Below are 23035 nucleotides of genomic sequence, written 5' to 3' on the forward strand. Positions count from 1 at the left end.
CCCGGTCCTACTCTGTCGCACTGCCGCGCTCCGACATCATCCTCGCCGCTCGGGTCGCCCAGTCGCCGCGCCAGAACCCGACGGCCACCACGAGCGCGGCCAGCGCGTAGTAGCCGATTATGCCTCCGTAGGCTCCGACGACGCCGTATCCGAGGGTGACGCCGACGACGTAGCTGAAGCCGAGGAAGAAGACGAGCAGTCCGAGGACGCGGGCCACGAACGGGGTTCGCGTCTCGCTCCCTCCCTGCAGGCAGCCGGAGAACACGACGAAGACGACGAGTCCTGGCGCGGCGAGCCCGTAGGCACGGGCGAAGGCGACCGCGTACTCGACCGTCTCGGGGTCTCGCGTGAACACCGTGACGAGCCGCGGGGCGACGGCCACGAGACCCAGCCCGATGGTGCCGACCGTCAGCAGCCCGAGGAGCCCCGTCGCGAGGCCGTCACCGCGTGCACGGCCGGGGTCGCCCTGGCCGAGCCACTGGCCGACGATGACGCTCGCGGCGACGCTGTACCCCCGCGAGAGCGGTCCGGTCACCTGCTGGTAGAGCCGACGACCGACCTGGAAGCCGGCGTTGACCTCGGTTCCGAACCCGAGCAACAGGGCGTTGAACGGGAACTCCGCGAGCGTGTCCGCGAATCCTTCGACGATTCTGGGAGCCGAGACGACGACGAGCTGTCTGGCGACGACCGGGTTCGAGGGTCGGACGAAGTTCGCACTCGACCGGCCGAGCAACACCAGTCCGCAGAGGACGGCCGCAGAGAAGACGTTGCTCCCGGCGGTGGCGAGGCCGACGCCGACGACCTCGTAGCGCTGGAAGCCGAGCAGGCCGAGGCCGAGGACGACGCTCCCGACGATGTTCAGCCCGTTCGAGACGACGTTGACGTACATCGGTGTCCGGGTATCGCCGGTCCCCTGGAGCGAGCGCGAGGCGACCAGCGACACCTGCCGGGCGGGTGCCGTCGCGAAGACGATGGCGAGGTAGGTACCGCCGAGGGAGGCGACGGTCGTGGTCGCCCCGAGGACACCGATGGCGACCTGCCCGAAGAGCAGCCCGAACAGGGCGAACGGGATGCCAGTGACGAACGCGAGCAACACCGCCTGCGTGACGGCTTCGTCGCGGTTGGCCTCGGCTCCCGAGCCTGTGTCCTGGCTGGAGAGGGCGATGGCACCGCCGCCGAGTCCGAGGCCGATGCGGAGCGGGAAGCGAGCGTAGAGGTCGGCCAGCCCGATGGCGGCGATGGCGGCCGGCGAGAACAGCCCGGTGACGATGACGTCGGTGGTGCGCATCCCGGTCCGGACGGTCTGTTCGACCATCACGGGCCACGACAGGCCGAGTACCCGCCGCCACACCGAGGTCAGCCGGGCACGGTCCATGCGCCGGCTTCTGGTGCTCGGGTCTTTTAAGCGTCGGAAGCGGAAGGTCCCGTATGAACGTGTTCGTCTACGGGACGCTGACCGACGCCGACCGCGTGGACGACCTGCTGGACGACTGGTCGTTCGGGCCGCGGGTGACGCTCCAGGGCTGTCACCGCGTGGATGGCGACTATCCGACGCTCGCTCCGGGCGGGAGCTGTGCAGGTCGCATCATCCGGGTCGACGCGATAGACACGCTGGACAGGTACGAGGGCGTCGAGCGAGGGCTGTACACTCGCGTCCCGGTGTCGTGGGCGGCACAGCCCGGGGAGGACCGGGAATCCGGTGGCGATAGGAAGGACGCTGACAACGCCGACGACGAGAGCGGGGACCCGGTCCAGGTCTACGTCGGCGACCCGGCGCGACTCGGCGTCCCCGAACCCATCGAGTGGCCCGGCGAGGGGTCGCTGTTCGAGCGGGTCGAGACGTACTGCCGAGACCATTGTTGCATCGCGAAACGGGACGAATGACGCCCGACAGACGACCGTCAGACGTCGGTTTTACCCCGCTCCAGTCTTGCGATTACACTTTCACTCTGGTTGGATTGTCTTTATAATGGTTCCCGTCCGGTCTTTACCTGCACGTCACACGCGTGCTTCCCCCGTATTTCCCTTTCAGCATCACAGCCGCGAGCGGTGCGCTGCGGGAACTGTCGTCGAAAACCATTAACGACGGGCGCGCGGACGTTCAGGGTATGCTCGAACTCGACGACGTGTTGGACGCGCTGCCCCGGGTCCGCGAGACATCTCGACACACACCCATCGAGTACTCGCACACCTTCTCGGACATGACGGGTGCGGAGGTCCACCTGAAGATGGAGAACTTCCAGCGGACGGGGTCGTTCAAGATACGCGGGGCGACCAACCGCATCATGACGCTCAGCGAAGAAGAGAGGGCCGCCGGCGTCGTCACAGCGAGCGCCGGTAACCACGCACAGGGCGTCGCCCTCGCCGCGACCCGCTCGGGCGTCGACGCGAAGATCGTCATGCCGGAGTACGCCCCCATCTCGAAGATAAAGGCGACCCAGAGCTACGGTGCCGAGGTCGTCCTCTACGGCGCGGACTACGACGAGGCCGCGGCGAAGGCACACGAGCTCGAAGAGTCGGAGGGACGGACCTACGTCCACGCCTTCGACGACCCCTTCGTGATGGCCGGGCAGGGGACCATCGGACTGGAGATTCTCGAGGACCTGCCCGAGGTCGAGACGGTCGTCGTCCCCATCGGCGGCGGCGGCCTCATCGCGGGCGTCGCGACCGCCATCAAGGCGAAGAGCCCTGAGACCCGCGTCGTCGGCGTCCAGGCGGAGGGTGCATCGAGCGTCGCCCAGTCGCTTCAGAAGGGCGAGCGGTACGAACTCGACCACGTCGACACCATCGCGGACGGTATCGCGGTCCGTGCACCGGGGTCCGAGACCTTCGAAATAATCAAAGAGCGCGTCGACGAGGTCGTCACCGTCTCCGACCCGGAGATCGCGATGGCGCTGACCTACGTCCTCGAGCGCGGGAAGACGCTGGTCGAGGGTGCCGGCGCGGCACCCCTCGCCGCACTCCTGTTCAACAAGTTCGACTTCGACGAAGGTGAAGTCGTCGTCCCGGCGATGTGCGGGGGCAACATCGACCTGAACATGCTCACGACGGTCATCATGCGCGGCCTGGTGGCGACTGGCCGGTACGTCAAGATACGGACGGTCCTGCGCGACCGTCCGGGCTCGCTGGAGACGCTCTTGCACACCATCGCCGAGAAGAAGGCGAACATCTACGCCATCCAGCACGACCGGACCTCGCGGCAGATCGGGATGGCCGACACGGAGGTCGAGGTCGACCTCGAAACGCGAGGCCACGACCACGTCGAGGAGCTCCTCGAAGCGCTGCGTGACCAGGGATACACCGTCGAAGTGCTGGTCTAGACCAGCATCGAGTTCGCCAGCAACGAGAGCAGCCCGACTGCGGCCGCGACCGACGCGAGCGTCGCTTCCGTCAGACCCTCTTCTTTCGCACGTTTCGCCCCAGCACCAGCGAACAGAGCGGTACCGGCCGCGAGGATGGCCGACGCGAGCGTCTGGTTGCCGACCGAGAGGCGGAACAACGCGCTGAGGACCACGATGAGGACGACGGTGACCGCACCGGCCGCAACTGCCCGTCCGTCCGCTGGACCGCGACTCACGGTGGAGAGACCACCAGAAGCGAGGAGTGAGACCCCAGCGAGGACGAGGAAGAGGTTGCTCATCGTGAGACGGTAGGAAAGCGGAGGACAAGTGGAGCCGACCTATTCGTTGTGGGGTCGACAGGTCGGGAGACGGCTATCTGCCGTCGTCACGGAGCGACCCGACGTGCGCCGTACGTGACCGTCAGGAACTGCCACCCGAACAGCCACATCTCGTGGGTTGCGACCAGCTCGGCGTCCGAGGTCGGCGGCGAAGGTGCACCTGGCGAGCCGACCGGCCACACCCGAAACCGTTGGCGCATCGGGAGGCGAAACTGGCCCAGTGGGGTGACGAGGAACAGTCCCGGGTCACCCGGTGCCTCGGTTGTGAGTTCGACCGCACCCGACTCGCCGAGGTGACGCATCGTCAGCACCGTCGAGAGGTTCGCGTACGGGAGCGGAACGGCGATGTTGACGAAGCGCTCGCCCCCCGCGACGTGGGTGGCGTACATCGCGACGAAGACGCCCTCGCTGGTGTCGCGGTCCGTCCGGACCCACGCCCGGGCACCGTCCCGCGGGTCGGCCGCCGGGTCGAGCCGTTCGAGGTGGTTGTCCAGCTCGACGACCCGCCGGGCGCCGGGCGCGGGTAGGTTGAGCTGTTCGAAGGCGGTGGTGAGCCGGCTCGCAAGCCACGCACCCGTCCGGAAGGGACGGTGCCACGACGCAGAGAGGGACATCTCGTACCGGCCCGTCCGTTCGTAGAAGTCCCGGACCGTCGGGTCGACGTCGTCGGGGTCGAAGTCCTCGCGAGCGAACTCGGCCATGTCGTCCATCTCGCCGGCCGGCTCCTCGCCGGTTCCGACGCCGGTACGGGCGACCCAGTCGCCGCCGACGCGACCCCGCGCGGTGAGTGGCGAGAGCGGGACGTCCGGGGCGTGTGCGCGCCGAACTCGACGGAGCGTCTCGACCGCGCCGAGGACCGCCGCGATGGCGGCGAACACGGCGAGGAGAGCGCGGAAGAGGGACTGCCTCTGTCGCATCGAGAGGAGGTTGGTCCCGGTCCCGGAAAGCCGGACCGGTCGGGGAACGCCTTTCTCGGTCGCGGGCACTGGTCCCGGTATGAACGACGAGCACTTTCGGAAGCTGGAACGGATGTACCACGAGGCGCCGATCAACCAGCAGTACGAAGGGGAGCTTACGGTTGCCGAGGGTACCGCCGAACTGGCCCTGCCAGTCAGCGAGGAGTTCTTCATCCCGAACGGGACGCCCCACGGTTCGGTCTACTTCAAAGCGCTCGACGACGCCGCCTACTTCGCCGCCAACTCACTCGTCGACGACGTCTTCTGCCTGACCACCGACTTCAACGTGTACTTCGAACGACCGGTCTCCGAGGGCCACATCAACGCCGCCGGCAGGGTGGTCAACGACAACCCGAACCAGCTCATCGCCGAGGCGGTCGCGACCGACGACGACGGGAACGAACTCGCCCGGGGCAGCGGGACCTTCCGCCGGAGCAACACCGAGCTCTCGCCCGAACTGGGGTACGAGTAGGCTACCGCGATAGTCGCGGGAACAGCACGGTCCGACGGGGTTTAAGTCGATTCCCCTCGTCGGTCTCGGCCATGAAGCGAATCATCAGTACACCGGACGCACCGGAGGCGGTGGGCGCGTACAGTCAGGCGACGACCAACGGCAGCCTGCTCTTCACCGCGGGTCAGATACCGATGACGGCGGACGGGGAGCTCCTCGACGAGGAGTCCATCACGGTCCAGACCCGCCAGTCGCTGGAGAATATCACCGCCATCCTCGAGGAGGAAGGGCTGACCACCGAGGACGTGCTCAAGGTGACGGTCTTCATGGACGACATCGGCGACTTCGACGAGATGAACGAGGCCTACAAGGAGTACTTCCTCGACAACCCGCCGGCCCGCTCGGCGGTCGAGGTCGCCAACCTGCCCAAGGGCGTCGGCGTCGAAATCGAGGCCATCGCGTCGAGCGAGTGACGCCGCGTCGGAAGTCGGCCCTGTTGTGGGGTGCCGTGGGCGTCTTCGCCTTCCTCGTCTCCTACCAGGGCTACGTGGCGCTCGGAAACGAGGGCGTCGGCTTCCTGCCGGCGCTGCTGGTGGCCCTCCTGGTGGGTGCGGCGGTGGCCGCGGCTGCTTACCTCGGTGAGGTTCGCCTGCTCGAACGCGGGCGGTAACTCCTCGCACGGCCCGTGGCGAAACAAAGCCGTTAAATGCAACACCCGGCAACAGTCGGGTGAGCCAGGATGGCCGAATGGCAAGGCGCACGCCTGGAAAGCGTGTTCCCTTTCGGGATTCAGGGTTCAAATCCCTGTCCTGGCGTTTCTGCCGAAATCAACCGACGAGCGAAGCGTCGTCTGAGCGAGACGTGATTTCGGTGAAACCCAGACACAGGGTTTGAACGTTCGAGCGAACGGCGTGAGCGAGAGAAGTTCAAATCCCTGTCCTGACGTTTTCACGACATCACACACGCGAGCAACCAGCTTGCTGTGTCGCGAGAACTGTAGATATCGTGAAGACCCAACGGCGGGGATTTGAATCGGACCGAGGTTCGGCGCGAAGCGCAGGTTCTCGAGCGTGGTTCAAATCCCTGCCCGACGCTGTGCACGCCTCCCGTCAGCCTCCCCTTTCTCGACCGCACACCCACATCGACACTCGCTCACAGACCCCCTCTGTTTCGACTGGAGATTCCGGTACGAGCGTCGGTGTCGACCCTTCTACGGCTGCCCGGTTCGCGGTTCGACGTTCAGGTTGTAGCTGAAACGGTTCCCGGGGTCGAACGTCGTCTCGACCGCGACCGGTCGCTCGTAGTTCCCGCCGAACAGCATGGCGGCCGGGTCCTCCCAGCTCGCCTCGACGGTCACCATGAACGGTCGCTTCCGGTGCCAGAAGGCGGTCGTATCCGGCGGGATGTCGGCTATCGCGCCGCCGAGATGCCGGAGGTCCACCGTCGAGAGCGAGGAAGGCGCCGACTCGCCCAGCCGGATGAGCACGTCGACCAGTTCGTCGGTGAGTTCGTCGACGTCGACCGAGTTCCAGTAGTAGCGCGGTCCGTCGGGGTCGTCGGCGTCGAGCGGCGTCCGGAGCTCGGTGTACCGGTACCGTCCGCTGAAGTCGGTGACGGGCGTCGCCAGTTCGCGGAGCGGGCGGAACGTCTTCTCGGCGTCGGCCGCTTTCGGTGTCCGCCGAGTCGGCCGCTTTCGGTGTCCGCTGAGTCGGCCGCTTTAGGTCACCTGCCCGCGTACGTGCGAGCATGTGCGGACGATACAGTCTTTTCGTCGCGCCGGAGGACCTCCAGAAGCGGTTCGGCGTCTCGGTGCCCGAAACGTACGAGTCGCGGTACAACATGGCCCCGGGACAGGACCTCCCGGTCATCCGGGCGGACACGGACGACGAGCTCTCGCTGGCGAACTGGGGGCTACTCCCGTCGTGGGCCGACGACCCCGACGACGCGCCGAAGCCCATCAACGCCCGGGGGGAGACGGTGCGCGAGAAGCCGACGTTCCGGTCGTCGTTCGCGGCGTCCGATTCCGCGAACGCGGGACGGTGTCTGGTCCCTGCCGACGGCTTCTACGAGTGGACGAAGACGCCTGACGGGAAGCAGCCCTACCGCGTGACCCTCGCCGACGGGGGGCCGTTCGCGATGGCGGGGCTATACGCGGTCTGGGAGGGCGTCGAGGCCCAGACGGGCCTCGATGCGTTCACCGGCGGTGGGGAGGCAGAGCCCGAGACGAAACGCATCGTCTCGTTCACCGTCTGCACGACGGAGCCGAACGACCTCGTCGCCGAGCTACACGACCGGATGGCGGTCGTCCTCGCGCCCGAGGACGAGGAAACGTGGCTCCACGGCGACTCGGACGAAGCCGCGGCGGTGCTCGACCCCTACCCCGCCGACGCGATGCGGGCGTATCCGGTCTCGAGAGCGGTCAACGACCCCGCGAACGACACGCCGGCGGTGGTCGAACCCGTCGACGGGTGAAGCCGGTTCGAGTATATAAAGTCTCGCGTCCACCGAACCGCCCACCGGATTTTGGTGTGGTAACACGGCACAATATCCTTGCCCAGTCGTACGCCCGTCTCCGGATTAGCGGAGAATCCTCGTCGAAGGACGGTTCAGCCGGCGGGAACAAACCCACTACCTTTTTATAGAAGCACATTCAATCCATCGAGTGACTATGAGTCAGCGAATGCAACAGGGTCAGCCGATGATCGTGATGTCCGACGATTCCCAGCGCGTCAAGGACCGCGACGCGCAGGACTACAACATCCAGGCTGCTCGCGCAGTCGCCGAGGCCGTACGCTCGACACTCGGCCCGAAAGGGATGGACAAGATGCTCGTCGACTCGATGGGCGACGTCACCATCACGAACGACGGCGTGACCATCCTGAAGGAGATGGACATCGACAACCCGACGGCCGAGATGATCATCGAGGTCGCCGAGACGCAGGAGGACGAGGCCGGTGACGGTACCACGACCGCCGTCGCCATCGCTGGCGAACTCCTCAAGAACGCCGAGGACCTCCTCGAGCAGGACATCCACCCGACGGCCATCATCAAGGGCTTCCACCTCGCGAGCCAGAAGGCCCGCGAAGAGGTCGACGACATCGCAGAGAGCGTCGACACCGACGACGAGGAGCTGCTCCGCAAGGTCGCCGAGACCTCCATGACGGGCAAGGGCGCAGAGCTCGACAAGGAGCACCTCGCAGAGCTCATCGTCGAGGCAGTCCGCGCGGTCACCGTCGAGGGGACCGTCGACATGGACTTCCTCAAGATCGAGACCCAGAAGGGCCAGGCCGTCTCCGAGTCCGACCTGCTCAAGGGCGCCGTCGTCGACAAGGACCCCGTCCACGACGACATGGCGAAGGAGGTCTCCGACGCCAACATCCTCCTGCTCGACGAGGCCGTCGAGGTCGAGGAAGCGAGCGTCGACACGGAGGTCAACGTCACGGACCCGACCCAGCTCCAGCAGTTCCTCGACCAGGAGGAGAAGCAGCTGAAGGACAAGGTCCAGGCCATCGTCGACTCCGGTGCTGACGTCGTCTTCTGCCAGAAGGGCATCGACGACCTCGCACAGCACTACCTCGCGAAGGAGGGCATCACCGCCGTCCGTCGCGTCAAGAAGTCCGACATCCGCTTCCTCCGCGAGATCCTCGGCGCCAACATCGTCTCCGACCTCGACGACATCGGCGACGACGACCTCGGCTTTGGCTCCATCGAGCGCGACGAGGAGGACGAGCTGTTCTACGTCACGGGCGACGAGGACGCCCACGGCGTGACGCTCCTCCTGCGCGGCTCCACCGACCACGTCGTCGACGAGCTCGAGCGCGGCGTCACGGACGCCCTCGACGTCGTCGCACAGACCGTCACGGACGGCCGCGTCGTCGCTGGCGGCGGTGCCATCGAGGTCGAGGTCGCCTCGCGCCTCCGCTCCTACGCCGACTCCGTCGAGGGCCGCGAGCAGCTCGCCGTCGAGGCGTTCGCCGACTCGCTCGAACTCGTCCCGCGCGTGCTCGCCGAGAACGCCGGCCTCGACTCCATCGACATCCTCGTCGACCTCCGCGCGGAGCACGAGAGCGGCAACAAGCGCGCCGGCCTGAACGTGTTCTCCAGCCAGGTCGAGGACACCTTCGAGTCCGGCGTCGTCGAGCCGGCCCACAGCAAGGAGCAGGCGTACACGTCTGCCACCGAGGCCGCGAACCTCGTCCTCAAGATCGACGACATCATCTCTGCCGGTGACCTGAGCACCGACAAGGGTGACGACGAGGGCGGCGCACCCGGCGGCATGGGCGGCATGGGTGGCATGGGCGGCGCGATGTAGATTTCGAGGAACGAGAAATCTAATCGTACGGCCGAGGTTCCCTCGGCCAACGCTGTGTGAGATAGACGCGACCGACTCACACCGCTCCGACGCTGCTGCACCGACCGCATCGCTACTATCGACGCACTTCTTTCGACGCTCCGCTGGCCAGTGGCGACACCGTCGATCCCGTCGACGAAAGCCGTCCGGTGACTACGCCGCCTTCCCTCGGAGCGCTTCCCGCGCCATCTCGACGGCCGCGACACGGTCGGCGGCGCTCTGGTCGACCTCGGGGTCGTCGTCTATCTCGATGTTCGTGACGAGTCGGCTGTCGGTCGCGGCTTCGTGTGCGGCCTGTAGAGCCGTAAACAGGTCGTCGACGGTGTCGGCTTCGACGATGGTGTCCATGCCGGTGGTCTCGTAGGTGACGCCGAGTTCGTCCAGCGCGTCTATCGCGCGGGCGATGGCTTCGGACATGTGCGATTCTCCGACGGGTAGTATCTCGAATCGGGCGATGACGGACATCTTTGTGGTTCGTTGTGTGGTCGCCGTGCGGTTCGAGGAGTCTACGCGACGAGGTGGAAAGTCGCTTGCCCGGATGGACGCGATCGGTCAGAACGTCTTGATGACCGGCAGTGATGTCACGCGGCCCCGGCCGAGCGTGTAACGCGACCACGCCGCCGGACGGACGGTGTAGAGAGTGCTTCAGTTGCGACTCGGAGCGTACACGGACAGGACCGGCCAGGGATTCCCCGTAGGCGCTCTTCCTCGTCGTTCTCGTCTTCGGGGCGTTACGTGCACCCGCGGCCGAGGTCGCAGGCGGCGTCAACGGACGCAACGCTCTCCGTACTCACCGCAGGCGGTGCAGCGCTCGCCTTCGGGTTCGACCCGGTCGCGACGACCGGACCAGGAGGGGTGACGTTACTCCTCGATGTCGAGCTCGAACTGTTCGTTCTCGCAGACGGGATTGAGTACGACGGAGGTGTTCGACTCCTTGATCTCCGGGTCGGTGAGCAGCCGCTTGATCTGGGTGTTCATGCCGTCAGTGTCCTCGAACTTGCCGATGGCGATGACGTCGTAGTCGCCGGTGACCTCGTAGACCGAGACCATCTGCTTCTCCGCGCGCAGGCGCTCCGTGACGTCCGGCAGGGCACTCCCCTCGACCTTGAGCTGGAGGATTGCGGTCACGTCGTAGCCGAGCAGGTCGTAGTCTATCTTGGGCGTGTAGCCGCGGATGACGCCCTCGTCTTCCAGAGCAGAGACGTGATTGGAGACCGTGGTGACGGAGACGTCGAGTTCTTCGGCGAGGCTGCGAAGACTGGCGTCACCGTTGTCGAGCAGGGCGTTGACCAGCTTCGCGTCGAGATTTTCGTACGTCATTACAGTCGACTCTATACCGAGGGCAGTAAAATTTTACGAACATCCATTTCTCTCAGCAGAGCTTCCAGAGTTGCGTTTAGGCGAAGGGTTTTAGTTGTGGGCTGAGTCGGTAAGAACGACGAGAAAGATGACAAGCGGCAACCTCTCCCCAGACGAGCAGACCGTTCTCGACCGTATCGAAGAGGAGAATATCGACTTCCTGCGCCTCCAGTTCACCGATATTCTCGGCACCGTCAAGAACGTCTCCATCCCTGCGAGTCAAGCCGAGAAGGCGTTCGAAGAGGGTATCTACTTCGACGGCTCCTCCATCGACGGCTTCGTCCGTATCCAGGAATCGGACATGCGTCTCGAACCCGACCCGTCGACGTTCGCGGTTCTCCCGTGGCGGAAGACCGAAGAGAGCGCGGCGGCGCGTCTCATCTGCGACGTGATGGACACCTCCTCCGGCAAGCCGTTCTCTGGCGACCCGCGCGGCGTCCTGAAGCGCGCCATCGAGCGCGCCGAGGACATGGGCTACGACATCAACGCCGCGCCCGAGCCGGAGTTCTTCCTGTTCGAGGAGGACGAAGACGGCCGTGCGACGACGAGGACGAACGACGCCGGTGGCTACTTCGACCTCGCGCCGAAGGACCTCGCCCAAGACGTCCGTCGTGACATCATCTACGGCCTCGAATCGATGGGCTTCGACATCGAAGCCTCGCACCACGAGGTCGCAGAGGGCCAGCACGAGATCAACTTCACCTACGACGACGCGCTCTCGACGGCGGACAACGTCGCGACCTTCCGGTCCGTCGTCCGCGCCATCGCGGCCGAACACGACCTGCACGCGACGTTCATGCCGAAGCCCATCCCGCGCATCAACGGCTCGGGTATGCACACGCACATCTCGCTGTTCGAAGACGGCGAGAACGCGTTCCACGACGAGAACGACGAGTTCAACCTGAGCGAGACGGCAAAGCAGTTCACCGCCGGTATCCTCGAGCACGCGCCCGCCATCACGGCGGTCTCGAACCCGACCGTGAACTCCTACAAGCGGCTCGTCCCGGGCTACGAGGCACCGGTTTACGTCGCCTGGTCCGACCGCAACCGCTCGGCGCTCATCCGCAAGCCGGCCGCCCGCGTCCCGGCCGCGAGCCGCGTCGAGGCTCGCTTCCCGGACCCGTCGTGTAACCCGTACCTCGCGTTCGCGGCGCTCATCCACGCCGGTCTGGACGGCATCGAGCAGGGTCTCGACTGCCCCGACCCGGTCCGCGAGAACATCTACGAGTTCGACGAGGAGAAGCGCGAGGAGTACGGCATCGAGACGCTCCCGACGAACCTCGGCGAGGCGGTCGACGCCCTCGAAGAGGACGAGGTCATCGCAGAGGCGCTCGGCGAGCACGTCTACGAGAAGTTCATCGAGGCCAAGCGCGCCGAGTTCAAGGACTACCTCGTCGACGTGTCCGACTGGGAGCTCGACCGCTACCTCGAGAAGTTCTGAGAGCGACGCGACGCAGAGAGCGGCTTTTTTCGGCGGATACACGTACGGCTGCCACTCGTCCGCAGAGCATCTGCGACGGCTGTTCGTCCACGGAGCGGGTCGGACGGACTGCGGCTGGCGACTACCGGAGCCGCAGCGCCGGGACCGCGACGACGGTGCCGAGGCCGACCGCCGCGGCCAGCACGACGACGAGTGGTGACTGGAAGACGAACAGGACGGCGGCACCGGCGACACAGACCAGACCAGCGGCTGCCACCGGGCCGACGACCGCGAGCGAGCGGGGCCAGGAATCCCGCGGTACCGCGACGGTCGACCAGGCGACGGTCGCGCCGAGCGTGCCCCCGAAGACGGCGAGCGCCTCGGTTTCGGTCGGGCTGAGGCCGGCCGCGACCGTCCCGAACCCGGCCGCGACCCACAGGGTGACGACCGGACGCCGGGGAGTCAGCAGCCGTCTCGTGGCCGCGAGCAGCGCGAGACCCAGCACGACGCCCGCGACCACGTCTCCCGCGTAGTGCGCCCCGAGGTAGACCCTCACGAGACAGACGGCGACGACGAGGCCGGCCGCGGTGACCGCGACACGCCCGGCTCCGAGACGGTCCCGGACCGACCGTCGAGCTGCAAGTCCACCGTAGACGACGGTGCTCGCGAGGGCGTGTCCGCTCGGGACGGCGGAACTCGTCCCGCCGGTCGCAACCTCGTACGAGGGTCTGAGCAGCCACGGGACGGATTCGACCGGGACGGGCGGGCCGACCGTCGGCCGCGGAACCGCCAGCAGGTGCTTGGCGGCGAGGACGAACCCGAACGACGCGAGGCCGAGCCCGAGCAGGCGTATCCCGGCGTCGCGGTCGCCGAACCAGTAGACGAGGACGAGCAGCCCCAGGAGGAAGAACGGGTCGCCGAGGTGTGAGACGAGTACAACGACGGGAGCGAGGGGCTCCGGAACGAGCCGTCTGAGGAGCGGTGTGAGTTCGACGAACCGGAGTGGCGACGGCATCGAGTGGGGGGAGAACGAGAGCGTCAGGACCGCCAGTCGGAGATAGCGCTCCGCGCCCGGCCGGGGATACCGAGAACCGTGAAGACGGTCCCGACGAGGATGAACAGGGTGTAGAGGCCGAGCGTCGAGAGCCAGACGACGAACATCGCGAAGACGATCCAGCCGTCGCTCTGGAGGTTCGGTGCGTAGAACAGGCCGAGCGTCATGATGGTCCCGTAGAGCAGCACGAGGTACGGGCCCCAGCCGCGGGCGTGGCCCCGGCGGAGCTTCCGCCGGACGTACCGCTTCAGGTCGCTCTCGACCTCGTCCTTGTCGACCGTACGGGACTCGACGTCCTCCTCGAACTCGTCGAGCTCCGCACGGAGTTCCGCGAGCGACTGCTTGGACGCACGGCGGCCGCGAACCTCGTCTTCGAGGTCGGCGAGGCGCTCGTACAGCCGGTCGAGCTCCTCGTCGCGGTCGCTCGGCTGGGCCGTGCTGCTTCCTCCCGGCCCGTCACCGGCGGGGTCGCGTGGCTCGCCGTCGCCGGCCGGCCCGTCACCGGTCGGTTCGTCTGACCCCCTGTCGCCGGCCAGGTCGGGCGCGTCGTGCTCCTCGTCGCGGTCCGGACCGCCCGGCGTCTCGTCCTCAGACATCGTTTTCGGTCGGTTCGTCCTGTCGCAGGCCCGCGGTTTGAAGGTGCCGGTCCACGTCCGCTGACAGCTCCGTGTCGAGGTGGCCCGTTCTGCCAGCGAGCGCCGCGTTGAGCGCGGCGCCGACCAGCAACACCAGGGCTCCGAGGTAGAGCCACGTCGTCAGGAGCAAGATAGCGCCGAAGAAGCCGTAGAGGTTCGTGGCGGCCGCCTGGTTCGCGTAGATACCGAATACGAGACCCATCACGGTCCAGGCGACGGCGGCGAAGATGGCGCCCGGGAGTGCCTCGCGCCAGTCCATGTCCGTCACGTCGGGAAAGAGATAGTACAGGGGGTAGAACGCGAACGCGAGGGCACCGAGGCTCAGAAGCGGCGCGATGAACTGACCGAACGGAAGCGGGACCAGTCCGACGATGGCGACGACGGTCGCTGCGGCGACGGCCGCAAGTCCCACGGCGGCGAGCGCGAGTGCGGCGTCGCTGAGCTGTGCGACCAGTCCCTCTTCCAGCCCGTTTCCGTAGACGGCGGAGAAGCCCCGGTCCAGCGCGCGGAACACCTTCAGCCCGGACCAGATGACGAACGCCAGGCCGACCACCGTCGCACTGGACCGGCCATCGCTCGCGGTGAGCGCCGACCGCAGAACGTCCTGGCTGGCGGGCGTGAGCGTGTCGCCGACGATGGCGACCACGTCGTCTGCGAACGCCTCCCCACCGACGACGGCCGCGATTGCAACCGCGAGAACCACGAGGGGAACCAGCGAGACGAACGCGTAGTAGGCGATGGCAGCCGCGAGGAACGTCAGCTGTTCGGCCTGCGCGAGGGCGACGACCGCGGCGACGGTACCCCGAAGCCGCTCCAGCCAGGGTGGCAGAGACACGCCTCTTGCTACGGCGAGCAGCACCAAAAAGCCACCAATGGTACGGATATCGGGTCAGTCGTCCAGCACGTCCCGCATCTCGGGGATACTGGCGTCGGTCTTGAACGCCGTCCCGCTGTAGTGGGCGCGAGCCGCATCGAATCCGGCGTCCCGGAGGCGGTCGACGAACTCGTCCATCCCGATGGCACCACGGCCCCAGAGCTTGCAGAGACGGTGCTGGTCGTAGTGACTCGGCTGGTCGAGCTCGGCGACGAGCTCGTCACAGAGTTCGCGGGCCTTCCCGGCGGTCCCCATGTCGTCCGTCACCGCCGCTTTCACCGATTCGACGAACTCGCGTTCGCGGTAGGGCCCTAGCCAGAGCGGGCCCGCCGTGACCCAGCGGTTCGACTCGCATGCGGGACACAGCTCTGGCGGATGGGCGACGAGACCGGACTCGGCTTCGCGATGGAGACAGTCCTCGCAGTGGTGGAGGTAGCCCAGCTGGTCGAGCGAGTCGTTGGCGGCCGATGCCTTGTGTGTGAGTTCGAGGTAGGTCCTGACGTAATGGCTCGTCGCGTGGGTCAGGATGGGTTCGACGCCGGTGTCGAAGCGGGCCGCGCTCCGGGCGAGCGCCCCCAGCAGGATTCGGACGCCCATCTCGGCGTGGTAGTCGGTGTTCCGCGGATGTGCGGCGTACGACCGGACGCCGGAGGCGAAGTGGGCACCGCACATGGGCGCCGTGTCGGTCGCCGTGATGCACGCGAGGTCTCGGGTGTTGGCGAACACGGCATCCGCGAAGGGCATCGGCGTCCCGAACGGATCGATGTCGACCACGTCGAAGTACTCGTCCCACAGCAGGGCGTTCACGTCACGGTGGCAGACTCGACCCTCCAGCCCGTTGGCCGCGAGGTTCTCCCGGGCGAGCGCTGCCGCCTCGGCTTCGACGTCCGTCATCGTCACGTCCCAGCCGTCGGCGGCGGCCCGGATGCCGCGGATGCCCGACGCCGTCATCCCGTCGAGGTAGGTCGCAGCGCGGTCGTCCCGGTCACGGAAGGCCCGCAACGTCGCGACCGTCAGGTCGCGGTTGAGCTCCTGTGCCGGGTTGAAGAACACCGAATCGATCTTCGACTTCCCGTCCTGCTCGGGGACGGAGACTTCCACCTGGCCTTCCGTGACGTTCATACCACGTTTCGCCGGGGGAACGAGGTAAACTGTACGATACGCAAGAGAGGTGCTTAAAAGGGTACGATGCTAACGGTACCCATAGATGGGGAGCACTGTTTGGGGAGCGGGGAATCCGATTCGAGTCCTCCACGTCGACGACGATCAGGGCTTTCTGGACGTCACCGAGGCGTTCGTTGGCCGTCTTACAGACGACATCGTCATCACTGGAACGACGAGCGCAGAGGACGCACTCGACCAGCTGAGCGGCCAGGTCGATTGCGTCGTGAGTGACTTCGATATGCCGAAAGTCGACGGGCTCGAGCTTCTCTCGCAGGTGCGTGAGATAGATCCCGACCTGCCATTCGTCCTGTTCACCGGGAAGGGGTCCGAGGAGATAGCGAGCCGTGCGATCTCCGAGGGCGTCTCGGACTACATCCAGAAGGGCCACAGTACCGAGCAGTACCAACTGCTCGTCAACCGGATCGAGAACCTCGTCGCCGGCTACCGGGCGGAACGGACCCTCGAGGAGCGCCTCCAGGCGATCGAGACGGCGAGAGAGGGTATCGGCATCATCACAAAAGACGGCGTGTACAATTACGTCAACAGAGCGTACGCGGAGCTGTACGGCTACGAACCGACGGACGTCATCGGAAACCACTGGCGGATGCTGTACGAGGAGGACGAGGTCAGGCGGTTCGAGGACGACATCCTCCCCGAACTCGAGACCATGGGAGCGTGGCAGGGCGAATCGGTAGGGAAGCGCGTCGACGGAAGCGCGGTCCCGGAGTCGGTGTCGCTGACACAGCTCCCCGACGGCGGCCACGTCTGCGTCATCCGCGACCTCTCGGAGACCCAGAACCTCACGCGGTCGCTCGCCCACGAGCGCGACCTGCTCGAACGCGTCTTCGAGACCGGCCCAATCGGCATCCTCGTGTTCGACCGAGAGGGGACCATCGTCCGGGCGAACGCCCTCGTTGCAAAACTGGTCGGGCTCTCCCTGAACGACATCGTCGGGCGGGCGAACGACGACCCCCGGTGGGACCTCAGAGACCTCGATGGGTCGAAACGGTCGAAAGACGAGTACCCCTTCCAGAAGGTCCTTCGCAGCGGTGAGCTCCTCCGCGGCGACCGGATCTCGATATCCCTACCGGACGGAACCCGTCGGCAGCTCGAGGTGAACGGCGCACCTCTTTCCAACGACGCGGGAGAGGTCGAACACGTCGTCTTCACCATCGAAGACCTCACTGCGCTCGAACGCAGCCAGACCAGGATACGAGAGGTCACCGACAGGCTGGACGACGCGGTCGCGCTCCTCGAAGACGACGTGGACGCCTCGCTGTCGGTCGCCAGGGCGCGACTGGCGCTCGCCGGTGAAGACGACGACGACAACCTGGTGACCACCAAGGGTGAACTCGAGCACATTTCGCACCTCCTCGACAAGGTGCGCGTCCTCCTCGACGAGGCACGGACCATCGAGGACGACGACCGCCACGAGGTCGTCGCCTCGTAGCGACCGAAGAGCCGAACCTGTTTTCAGGGGCCCCATCGTACCACCGCGGGTGAATAGAGTCCGGTGGTGGGTGTGACCGCGAACGAGGACCCGGTCAGCGAGTGGCAACGCATGCTCGCCGAGGCCGGGACGCTCACACCCGACGCCGTCCAGCGCATCATGCAGGTTCACGGCGACCGGGGCAGACACGCCATCGAGGCCGCCTCCGAGCGCCGGGTCAAGCGCTACCGTGACTTCACGGTCGTCGTCGGCTACGAAGACGAGTACATCGTCGAGGAGGGTGGCTGTAACTGCAAGGACGCGGAGTACAACCTCGACCCGGACGACCCCCGAGAGCAGTGCTGGCACGCGTTGGCGGTCGCCATCGCAGAGCGGGTCGACGCGGTCGACCACCACGACATGTGGTACTCGGAGGTACGAGAGTTTCTGTGAACCGCTACCAGCGCATGGGCTACACCATCGTGCTCGCCGCGGTCGGGAACCTGACGCTCGCGCTCGCGACGTTCGTGGCCGGCGACGGGACGTTGCTGTTCTCGGTCGCCCACGCCGCCGGGAGCGTTCTCCTCGCCGTCGTCGGTTTCGGGGTCGCTGCCGACCACCGCCACTACGACTGGGCGAACTCCCCGTTCGCCGACCACGGGCCGGCGCTCATCGCGGGACTGGTGGGACTCGTGGGGCTGGCGCTGTTCATCGTCGGCGTCTCGAAGCTCCTCGCCGTGCTGTGAGTCGCCACCTGCGAGACTACTGCTCGGCGCAGATGTCGACGAAGTTCCGCAGAATCGTGAGGCCGGTCTCGCCGCTCTTCTCCGGGTGGAACTGCGTCCCGAAGACGGTCCCGTCCTCGTTGGCGACGATGGCCGGGAAGTCGACGCCGTACTCGGTACTGGCGACGACGGCGTCGTCGTCCTCGGGGACCGCGTAGTACGAGTGAACGAAGTAGGCGTGCTCTCCATCTATCCCGTCAGCGATGGGGTGGTCGCGCTGGACGTCGAGCTCGTTCCAGCCCATGTGGGGCACCTTCTGGCCCTCGGCGAACCGGACGTTCGTGCCCGGGATCAGGTCGAGGCCGCGGACGTCGCCCTGACCCTCCCGTTCTGCCTCTTCGCTGCTCGTCAGCAGCATCTGCATCCCGAGACAGATGCCGAACAGTGGCTGGCCGCGCTCGGCCACCGCGACGAGTTCCTCACGGACGGACTCGGCGTTCTCCATCCCCTCACCGAACGCACCGACGCCCGGGAGGACGACGCCGTCGGCCGCCTCGAAGGCGTCGGGGTCGTCCGAGACCTCGACGGTCGCGCCGGCCCGTTCGAGCCCGCGGGTCACGCTTCGGAGGTTGCCGAGGCCGTAATCCACGACGACGACGGAGGCGAGCTCCGCGCGCTCGTCGGAGACGGTCTGCTGGCTCATGTGACTCACTCGGTTCCTCGGCGCCAAGTCGGTTTCCCTCGCGGCGGCTTCCGCCAGACTTTCGTATCGGCTATTACTATCGACTATATACGCAGATAGAGAGTGTTTATTCATAATAGTCAACTTTAAATCCTACTTCTGTGACTGCCGAATCGATGCGTCGACGACGCTTCCTCGAACTCCTCGGCATCGCGACGGCAGGTACCGCCGGCGCGGCCGTCACCGCACAGCCAACCCGAGCCGCGAGCTCGGACGTCACCTCGCTCCGGTTCCACTCGACCGCCAGTCTGTACGGGGCGGACGGCGGCCCGCTGACGGACGCGACCGTCGTTCCGGTCTGGGCCGAAGACAGCGCGAGCAACGACGACGCCGATTCGAGCAACGACGCCTTCGTCTACTGGGACTGGCGGCAGATCCCGCTCGTCGCGAGCGAAGGCGGCGTCGTCGCCTTCGGTTCCATGCTCGTCGACGACGCGAACCTCGACGGGACCTACGACAACGAGCAGTTCGTCAAGAACGTCTGGGACGAGGAGCTGGGCGGCTCGGGCACCGTCATCTGGGACGAGAGCAACGGCCAGTACTACGACCTCTCGAAGTTCTCGAGTTTCGAGTCGACGATGGAGAGCGCCGGCTACGACGTGCAGCCGACCCAGAACCTCCACAACGACCTGTCGGGTGCGGACGCGGCGGTCATCACCTCGCCCAGCACCGCCCTCTCCGACGGCGAACTCGACAGGCTCGACCAGTTCGTCGCCGACGGCGGCGTCCTGTTCCTCCACGACCAGTCGGACTACAACGACTACGACGAGACGGCGAACCTCAACGACATCACGGCCCGACTCGGCGTCTCCTTCCAGTTCAACGACGACGAGGTCACCGACGGGACGAACAACGCCGGGCAGGCCTACGAGCCGACGACGACCGTCTTCGAGGACGGCTTCGGCTACTTCGGCGGCTCCAGCGGCGGTGGCGGTGGCAGTGGCGGCGGTTCGAACCCCGACACGACGACGGTCACCATCGAGAGCCTCTCCGACGGCGATACCTTCGACGTGACGATGCCCGACGGTTCCGTCGAGAGCGTCCGCGTGCTCGGCATCGACACGCCGGAGAAGGCCAGCAACCAGTCCGCAGAACGTGCGGAGGAGTGGGAGGGCATCGAGTCCTACGACTACCTCGCCACCTGGGGTGCGAACGCGACCGACTTCTCGAAGCAGGCGTTCGACGTGGGCGACACCGTCGAGATATTCTACGACGACGAGGAGGGGCAGTACGACCCCTTCGGCCGGCTACTCGCCTACGTGCTGTACGACCAGTCGGGCGACGGGAGCCGGGACACGCTGTACAACAAGGAGCTCGTCGAGCAGGGCTACGCCCGCGTCTACGGCTCCAGCCTGACGAGACACGACGAGTTCTGGAACGCGGAGGCGGCCGCCCGCGCGAACGGCACCGGCGTCTGGGGCCAGAGCGACCCGAACACCTCGACCGAGATCCGCGACGGCAGCTACTCGGAGCTGTTCTTCCCGAAGGCGGCCGAGGTCCAGACGAGTTCGGGAGCGCTCGCAGATTCCCGCGCCCCGGTCTACGACCAGTCGGGAGCGACCCCACTCGTCGGCGTCGACTCGGGCGCGAGCGTCGCCATGGTCGGTGGCCTCACCGTCGACGAGAGCTACGAACAGGCCGAGGGCTACCCGGTCGACACCTCGAGCTACGGTAACTTCCCGTTCCTCACCAACCTCGTCGACTCGCTGACGAGCAAGACGGGGAGCATCGTCATCGACGGCGGACACGGGCAGTTCGGCTCCGATGCCGCCCTCTCGAACGAGGACGCCGCCTACTACCAGCGCTACCTCGAGGGCCAGGACATCGCCTTCGAACAGCGCAACGACCTCGCGACCGCCGACCTCTCCGGCGCACGGGCCGTCCTCGTCACGACGCCGACCACCGCGTTCACCAGCGCGGAGCAGACCGCACTGTCGGACTTCGTGGCGAACGGCGGCGCGGTCGTCCTGATGGGCGCATCGAACGGCGACGCCACCCACCTCGACGGCCTCGCCAGTGCGCTCGGGTCGGACCTTCGTCTCGGTGGAGATGTCACCGATTCCAGTAACAACCTTAACAACGACCAAACAGTTGTAACCACGTCGTCGTTCGATACCTCGTTCTCGCTGTTCGGCCCCTACAGCTAATACCGATTCCCGATTTTATTACTGTCTTGCACATTCAAGTTTTTACCGCGACAGTAGCGTGAAGGAGTCTGATTGGTCACACCGAGAGAGATTAAGAAATCTTTAAGCCGACAATCAAGAACAATGAAACGACTCCTATGGAAAGTCGACGCAAGTTCCTGATGGGTATCGGGGCAACAGGTGCGGCTGGACTCGCTGGCTGTCTGGGTGGCAGCGAGGGAGACGGTGAGAACTCGAAGAAGACGAGCAACGACGGGTCGGGCAGCACCGACTCGCCGACGTCGAGCTCTTCGAAGAAGGGCTCGGACAAGATAATGTTCGCGCTCACGCCCGCCGAGGGCGACGTGAAAATCGAGAAGCAGTACAAGCCGATGTTCGACTACATCGAGAACGAGGCGAACGTGACGGTCGAATCCACCGTCGCGGGCGACTACACGGCAGTCTACTCCGCGCTCAAGTCCGGGCGCGCCGACTTCGCCGACTCCTCGCCGTCCATCGCGCTCAAGGGCGGAAAGGAGGGCGTCACGGACGTCACGGGTATCCGCGTCGCCTACGGCGCCGAGAAGTACTTCTCGCTGCTCTACTCCATCGAGGGCAGCGGTGTGAAGAAACCGGCCGACGTCGCGGATAAAACGGTCGCGTTCGCCGACCCACTCTCGACCAGTGGGTCCATCTTCCCGCTGTACATGCTCCAGGAAGCCGGACTCGACATCGGCTCCGCCCCCAAGGGCGACGCCGAGGACTTCACCGGCAAGTGGTCCGACCACTCCGCCGCCGAGAAGGCACTCCGCACGCGTGACGAGGTCGTCGCGGCAGGGACCGGTGCCTTCGCCGCCGCCGACTACATCCCGAAGGACCAGTTCCCGCAGCGGTTCAAGGACATCTCCGCGGAGTGGGAGAGCGCCGGGTCCAAGACCAGCGAGCACACGTACAACCTGCTCAGCTGCTCCGAGCCCATCCCGCGTGCACCGATAATCAACCGCTCCGACCTGAACGGCGACGTGAAGACTCGCGTCTCCGAGGCCATCCTCTCGGCCGAAGAAGAGGACCTCATCAACGAGAACGCAGAGGAGGAACTCTGGTTCACCGGCGTGAAGAAGGGCTCCGTCGAGGACTATCAGCCGGTCCAGGACGCGTTCGACGCCATCGGCGTCGAGCTGTAAACCGGGAGAACCGGCGCGTTCGGTCATCGCCGAACGCCTATCAACACACATTCAAACCTTCACAGAGGAATTATCATCTACAATGGGTACAATACGGGTAGAGAACCTCAGCAAACACTACGGCTCGACGACGGCTCTCGATAACATCGACTTCGAGATAAAGGACGGCGAGTTCGTGGTTCTGCTGGGCGTTTCGGGCGCGGGGAAATCGACACTGCTTCGACTCCTCAACGGCCTCACACAGCCGTCCGAAGGCGCCATTTACATGGACGGCGAAGAGATCACGGGACCCCGCGACGACGTCGCGATGGTGTTCCAGCAGCACAACCTCATCGTCCAGATGAGCGCGTACGAGAACGCGCTCACCGGGTCGTTGAACCGGACCTCGTTCCTGCCGAGTGTCTTCCGCTGGCACGACCGTGAGGACAAACTCGAGGCGATTCGTGCGCTCGAGACGGTTGGCCTGATGGACGAAGCGGGCAAGAAGGTCAAATCGATGAGCGGCGGTCAGCAACAGCGCGTCGGCATCGCCCGGGCGCTCGTCCAGGACCCGACCATCATGCTCGCCGACGAACCCGTCGCAAGTCTCGACCCCGCGAGCGCCGAGACGGTGATGGCCTACCTGCGGAAGGTCGCGAACCAGCGGAACATCACCAGCATCGCCAGCCTGCACCAGGTGAACATCGCCCGCGAGTTCGGCCAGCGGTTCCTCGGCCTGCGGGACGGGAAACTCATCTTCGACGGCTACATCGACGACCTGACCATCGACGTCATCGACGAGATATACGGCAACGTCCAGACGGACGCGATTCGACGCGGGCGGGAGGAAGCAGAAGCATGAGCAGCAGCAACGACTCACTCGGAAAACGGCTCCGCGCCTACTTCG

At 66.0% G+C, this 23035-nt stretch carries 25 protein-coding genes and 1 tRNA gene; 15 read left to right on the top strand and 11 right to left on the bottom strand.

The window, feature by feature from the left end:
- Positions 1-7: 7 nt before the first annotated feature.
- The gene (locus ACSC1Y_RS07185; RefSeq protein ID WP_435334062.1) at positions 8-1375 is read right to left on the bottom strand and encodes an MATE family efflux transporter; all 1368 of its coding nucleotides are present in this window, start codon (positions 1373-1375) and stop codon (positions 8-10) included.
- A 53-nt stretch (positions 1376-1428) separates the two neighbouring features.
- On the opposite strand from ACSC1Y_RS07185, the gene ACSC1Y_RS07190 reads away from it, so the two are divergent.
- Together ACSC1Y_RS07190 and ilvA are read left to right on the top strand one after the other, a co-directional pair.
- Positions 1429-1884, top strand: a complete 456-nt coding sequence (locus tag ACSC1Y_RS07190) for a gamma-glutamylcyclotransferase family protein (RefSeq protein WP_435334063.1) — start codon at positions 1429-1431, stop codon at positions 1882-1884.
- 224 nt (positions 1885-2108) lie between these two features.
- On the top strand, positions 2109-3320 hold the full coding sequence (gene ilvA / locus ACSC1Y_RS07195) for a threonine ammonia-lyase (RefSeq protein ID WP_435334064.1): 1212 nt from the start codon (positions 2109-2111) through the stop codon (positions 3318-3320).
- On the opposite strand, the gene ACSC1Y_RS07200 is transcribed toward ilvA, so the two are convergent.
- Positions 3317-3640 carry a hypothetical protein gene (locus tag ACSC1Y_RS07200; protein ID WP_435334066.1) on the bottom strand — a complete coding sequence of 108 codons (324 nt, stop codon included), beginning with the start codon at positions 3638-3640 and terminating at the stop codon, positions 3317-3319. The two genes, ilvA and ACSC1Y_RS07200, sit on opposite strands and share 4 nt — an antisense overlap.
- A gap of 86 nt (positions 3641-3726) precedes the next feature.
- On the bottom strand, positions 3727-4596 hold the full coding sequence (locus ACSC1Y_RS07205; protein WP_435334067.1) for a hypothetical protein: 870 nt from the start codon (positions 4594-4596) through the stop codon (positions 3727-3729).
- 79 nt (positions 4597-4675) lie between these two features.
- On the opposite strand from ACSC1Y_RS07205, the gene ACSC1Y_RS07210 reads away from it, so the two are divergent.
- From ACSC1Y_RS07210 to ACSC1Y_RS07225, 4 genes are all read left to right on the top strand, one after another.
- Positions 4676-5107 (top strand): PaaI family thioesterase, encoded by a 432-nt coding sequence (locus ACSC1Y_RS07210; protein WP_435334068.1) that lies wholly within the window; start codon positions 4676-4678, stop codon positions 5105-5107.
- 71 nt (positions 5108-5178) lie between these two features.
- Positions 5179-5559 (top strand): Rid family detoxifying hydrolase, encoded by a 381-nt coding sequence (locus tag ACSC1Y_RS07215; RefSeq protein ID WP_435334069.1) that lies wholly within the window; start codon positions 5179-5181, stop codon positions 5557-5559.
- Complete coding sequence (locus ACSC1Y_RS07220) at positions 5556-5756, top strand: DUF7981 family protein (protein WP_435334071.1); 201 nt, start codon at positions 5556-5558, stop codon at positions 5754-5756. Before ACSC1Y_RS07215 ends, ACSC1Y_RS07220 begins: the two co-directional genes overlap by 4 nt.
- Before the next feature lie 63 nt (positions 5757-5819).
- Positions 5820-5901 (top strand) — tRNA-Ser (locus ACSC1Y_RS07225).
- Positions 5902-6296: 395 nt separating this feature from the next.
- Here the strand turns inward: ACSC1Y_RS07225 and ACSC1Y_RS07230 are convergent.
- Positions 6297-6572: a BBE domain-containing protein gene (locus tag ACSC1Y_RS07230; RefSeq protein ID WP_435334072.1), complete on the bottom strand. Its 276-nt coding sequence runs from the start codon at positions 6570-6572 to the stop codon at positions 6297-6299.
- Between the two features lie 260 nt (positions 6573-6832).
- Here ACSC1Y_RS07230 and ACSC1Y_RS07235 point away from each other — a divergent pair, with 260 nt between their 5' ends.
- Both ACSC1Y_RS07235 and thsB read left to right on the top strand, forming a co-directional pair.
- Entirely contained in the window at positions 6833-7558 is a 726-nt protein-coding gene (locus tag ACSC1Y_RS07235) for an SOS response-associated peptidase (RefSeq protein ID WP_435334073.1), read from the top strand.
- A 196-nt stretch (positions 7559-7754) separates the two neighbouring features.
- Positions 7755-9398 (top strand): thermosome subunit beta, encoded by a 1644-nt coding sequence (gene thsB, locus ACSC1Y_RS07240; protein ID WP_435334074.1) that lies wholly within the window; start codon positions 7755-7757, stop codon positions 9396-9398.
- A 192-nt stretch (positions 9399-9590) separates the two neighbouring features.
- On the opposite strand, the gene ACSC1Y_RS07245 is transcribed toward thsB, so the two are convergent.
- Together ACSC1Y_RS07245 and lrp are read right to left on the bottom strand one after the other, a co-directional pair.
- Positions 9591-9902 carry a thiamine-binding protein gene (locus tag ACSC1Y_RS07245; RefSeq protein ID WP_435334075.1) on the bottom strand — a complete coding sequence of 104 codons (312 nt, stop codon included), beginning with the start codon at positions 9900-9902 and terminating at the stop codon, positions 9591-9593.
- Positions 9903-10298: 396 nt separating this feature from the next.
- On the bottom strand, positions 10299-10757 hold the full coding sequence (gene lrp, locus ACSC1Y_RS07250; protein WP_435334076.1) for an HTH-type transcriptional regulator Lrp: 459 nt from the start codon (positions 10755-10757) through the stop codon (positions 10299-10301).
- Positions 10758-10884: 127 nt separating this feature from the next.
- Here lrp and glnA point away from each other — a divergent pair, with 127 nt between their 5' ends.
- Entirely contained in the window at positions 10885-12237 is a 1353-nt protein-coding gene (gene glnA, locus ACSC1Y_RS07255) for a type I glutamate--ammonia ligase (RefSeq protein WP_435334077.1), read from the top strand.
- A gap of 121 nt (positions 12238-12358) precedes the next feature.
- On the opposite strand, the gene ACSC1Y_RS07260 is transcribed toward glnA, so the two are convergent.
- Genes ACSC1Y_RS07260 through ACSC1Y_RS07275 form a run of 4 tightly spaced genes read right to left on the bottom strand, consistent with a single transcriptional unit; the run spans position 12359 to position 15901 of the window.
- Complete coding sequence (locus tag ACSC1Y_RS07260; protein ID WP_435334078.1) at positions 12359-13231, bottom strand: phosphatase PAP2 family protein; 873 nt, start codon at positions 13229-13231, stop codon at positions 12359-12361.
- 23 nt (positions 13232-13254) lie between these two features.
- On the bottom strand, positions 13255-13866 hold the full coding sequence (locus ACSC1Y_RS07265; RefSeq protein ID WP_435334079.1) for a hypothetical protein: 612 nt from the start codon (positions 13864-13866) through the stop codon (positions 13255-13257).
- Positions 13859-14740: a YihY/virulence factor BrkB family protein gene (locus ACSC1Y_RS07270; protein WP_435334080.1), complete on the bottom strand. Its 882-nt coding sequence runs from the start codon at positions 14738-14740 to the stop codon at positions 13859-13861. The genes ACSC1Y_RS07265 and ACSC1Y_RS07270 overlap by 8 nt, the downstream gene beginning before the upstream one ends.
- Positions 14741-14794: 54 nt before the next feature.
- Positions 14795-15901: a tRNA (guanine(26)-N(2))-dimethyltransferase gene (locus ACSC1Y_RS07275; protein ID WP_435334081.1), complete on the bottom strand. Its 1107-nt coding sequence runs from the start codon at positions 15899-15901 to the stop codon at positions 14795-14797.
- Between the two features lie 85 nt (positions 15902-15986).
- Here ACSC1Y_RS07275 and ACSC1Y_RS07280 point away from each other — a divergent pair, with 85 nt between their 5' ends.
- From ACSC1Y_RS07280 to ACSC1Y_RS07290, 3 genes are all read left to right on the top strand, one after another.
- On the top strand, positions 15987-17393 hold the full coding sequence (locus ACSC1Y_RS07280) for a PAS domain-containing protein (RefSeq protein WP_435334082.1): 1407 nt from the start codon (positions 15987-15989) through the stop codon (positions 17391-17393).
- 111 nt (positions 17394-17504) lie between these two features.
- Complete coding sequence (locus ACSC1Y_RS07285; protein ID WP_435334645.1) at positions 17505-17825, top strand: hypothetical protein; 321 nt, start codon at positions 17505-17507, stop codon at positions 17823-17825.
- Entirely contained in the window at positions 17822-18118 is a 297-nt protein-coding gene (locus ACSC1Y_RS07290; protein ID WP_435334083.1) for a hypothetical protein, read from the top strand. Before ACSC1Y_RS07285 ends, ACSC1Y_RS07290 begins: the two co-directional genes overlap by 4 nt.
- Before the next feature lie 16 nt (positions 18119-18134).
- Here the strand turns inward: ACSC1Y_RS07290 and hisH are convergent, their stop codons facing one another.
- On the bottom strand, positions 18135-18800 hold the full coding sequence (gene hisH / locus ACSC1Y_RS07295; protein ID WP_435334084.1) for an imidazole glycerol phosphate synthase subunit HisH: 666 nt from the start codon (positions 18798-18800) through the stop codon (positions 18135-18137).
- 155 nt (positions 18801-18955) lie between these two features.
- Here hisH and ACSC1Y_RS07300 point away from each other — a divergent pair, with 155 nt between their 5' ends.
- The 3 genes from ACSC1Y_RS07300 to phnC all read left to right on the top strand — a co-directional run bounded on the left by ACSC1Y_RS07300 (position 18956) and on the right by phnC (position 22990).
- Positions 18956-20986 carry a DUF4350 domain-containing protein gene (locus tag ACSC1Y_RS07300; protein WP_435334085.1) on the top strand — a complete coding sequence of 677 codons (2031 nt, stop codon included), beginning with the start codon at positions 18956-18958 and terminating at the stop codon, positions 20984-20986.
- 137 nt (positions 20987-21123) lie between these two features.
- Complete coding sequence (locus ACSC1Y_RS07305) at positions 21124-22149, top strand: PhnD/SsuA/transferrin family substrate-binding protein (RefSeq protein ID WP_435334086.1); 1026 nt, start codon at positions 21124-21126, stop codon at positions 22147-22149.
- A gap of 82 nt (positions 22150-22231) precedes the next feature.
- Positions 22232-22990: a phosphonate ABC transporter ATP-binding protein gene (gene phnC / locus ACSC1Y_RS07310; protein ID WP_435334087.1), complete on the top strand. Its 759-nt coding sequence runs from the start codon at positions 22232-22234 to the stop codon at positions 22988-22990.
- The last annotated feature ends 45 nt before the right edge of the window (positions 22991-23035 follow it).

Origin of the sequence: Haloarchaeobius lipolyticus (assembly GCF_051208015.1) — an archaeon.
Lineage (GTDB): Archaea > Halobacteriota > Halobacteria > Halobacteriales > Natrialbaceae > Haloarchaeobius.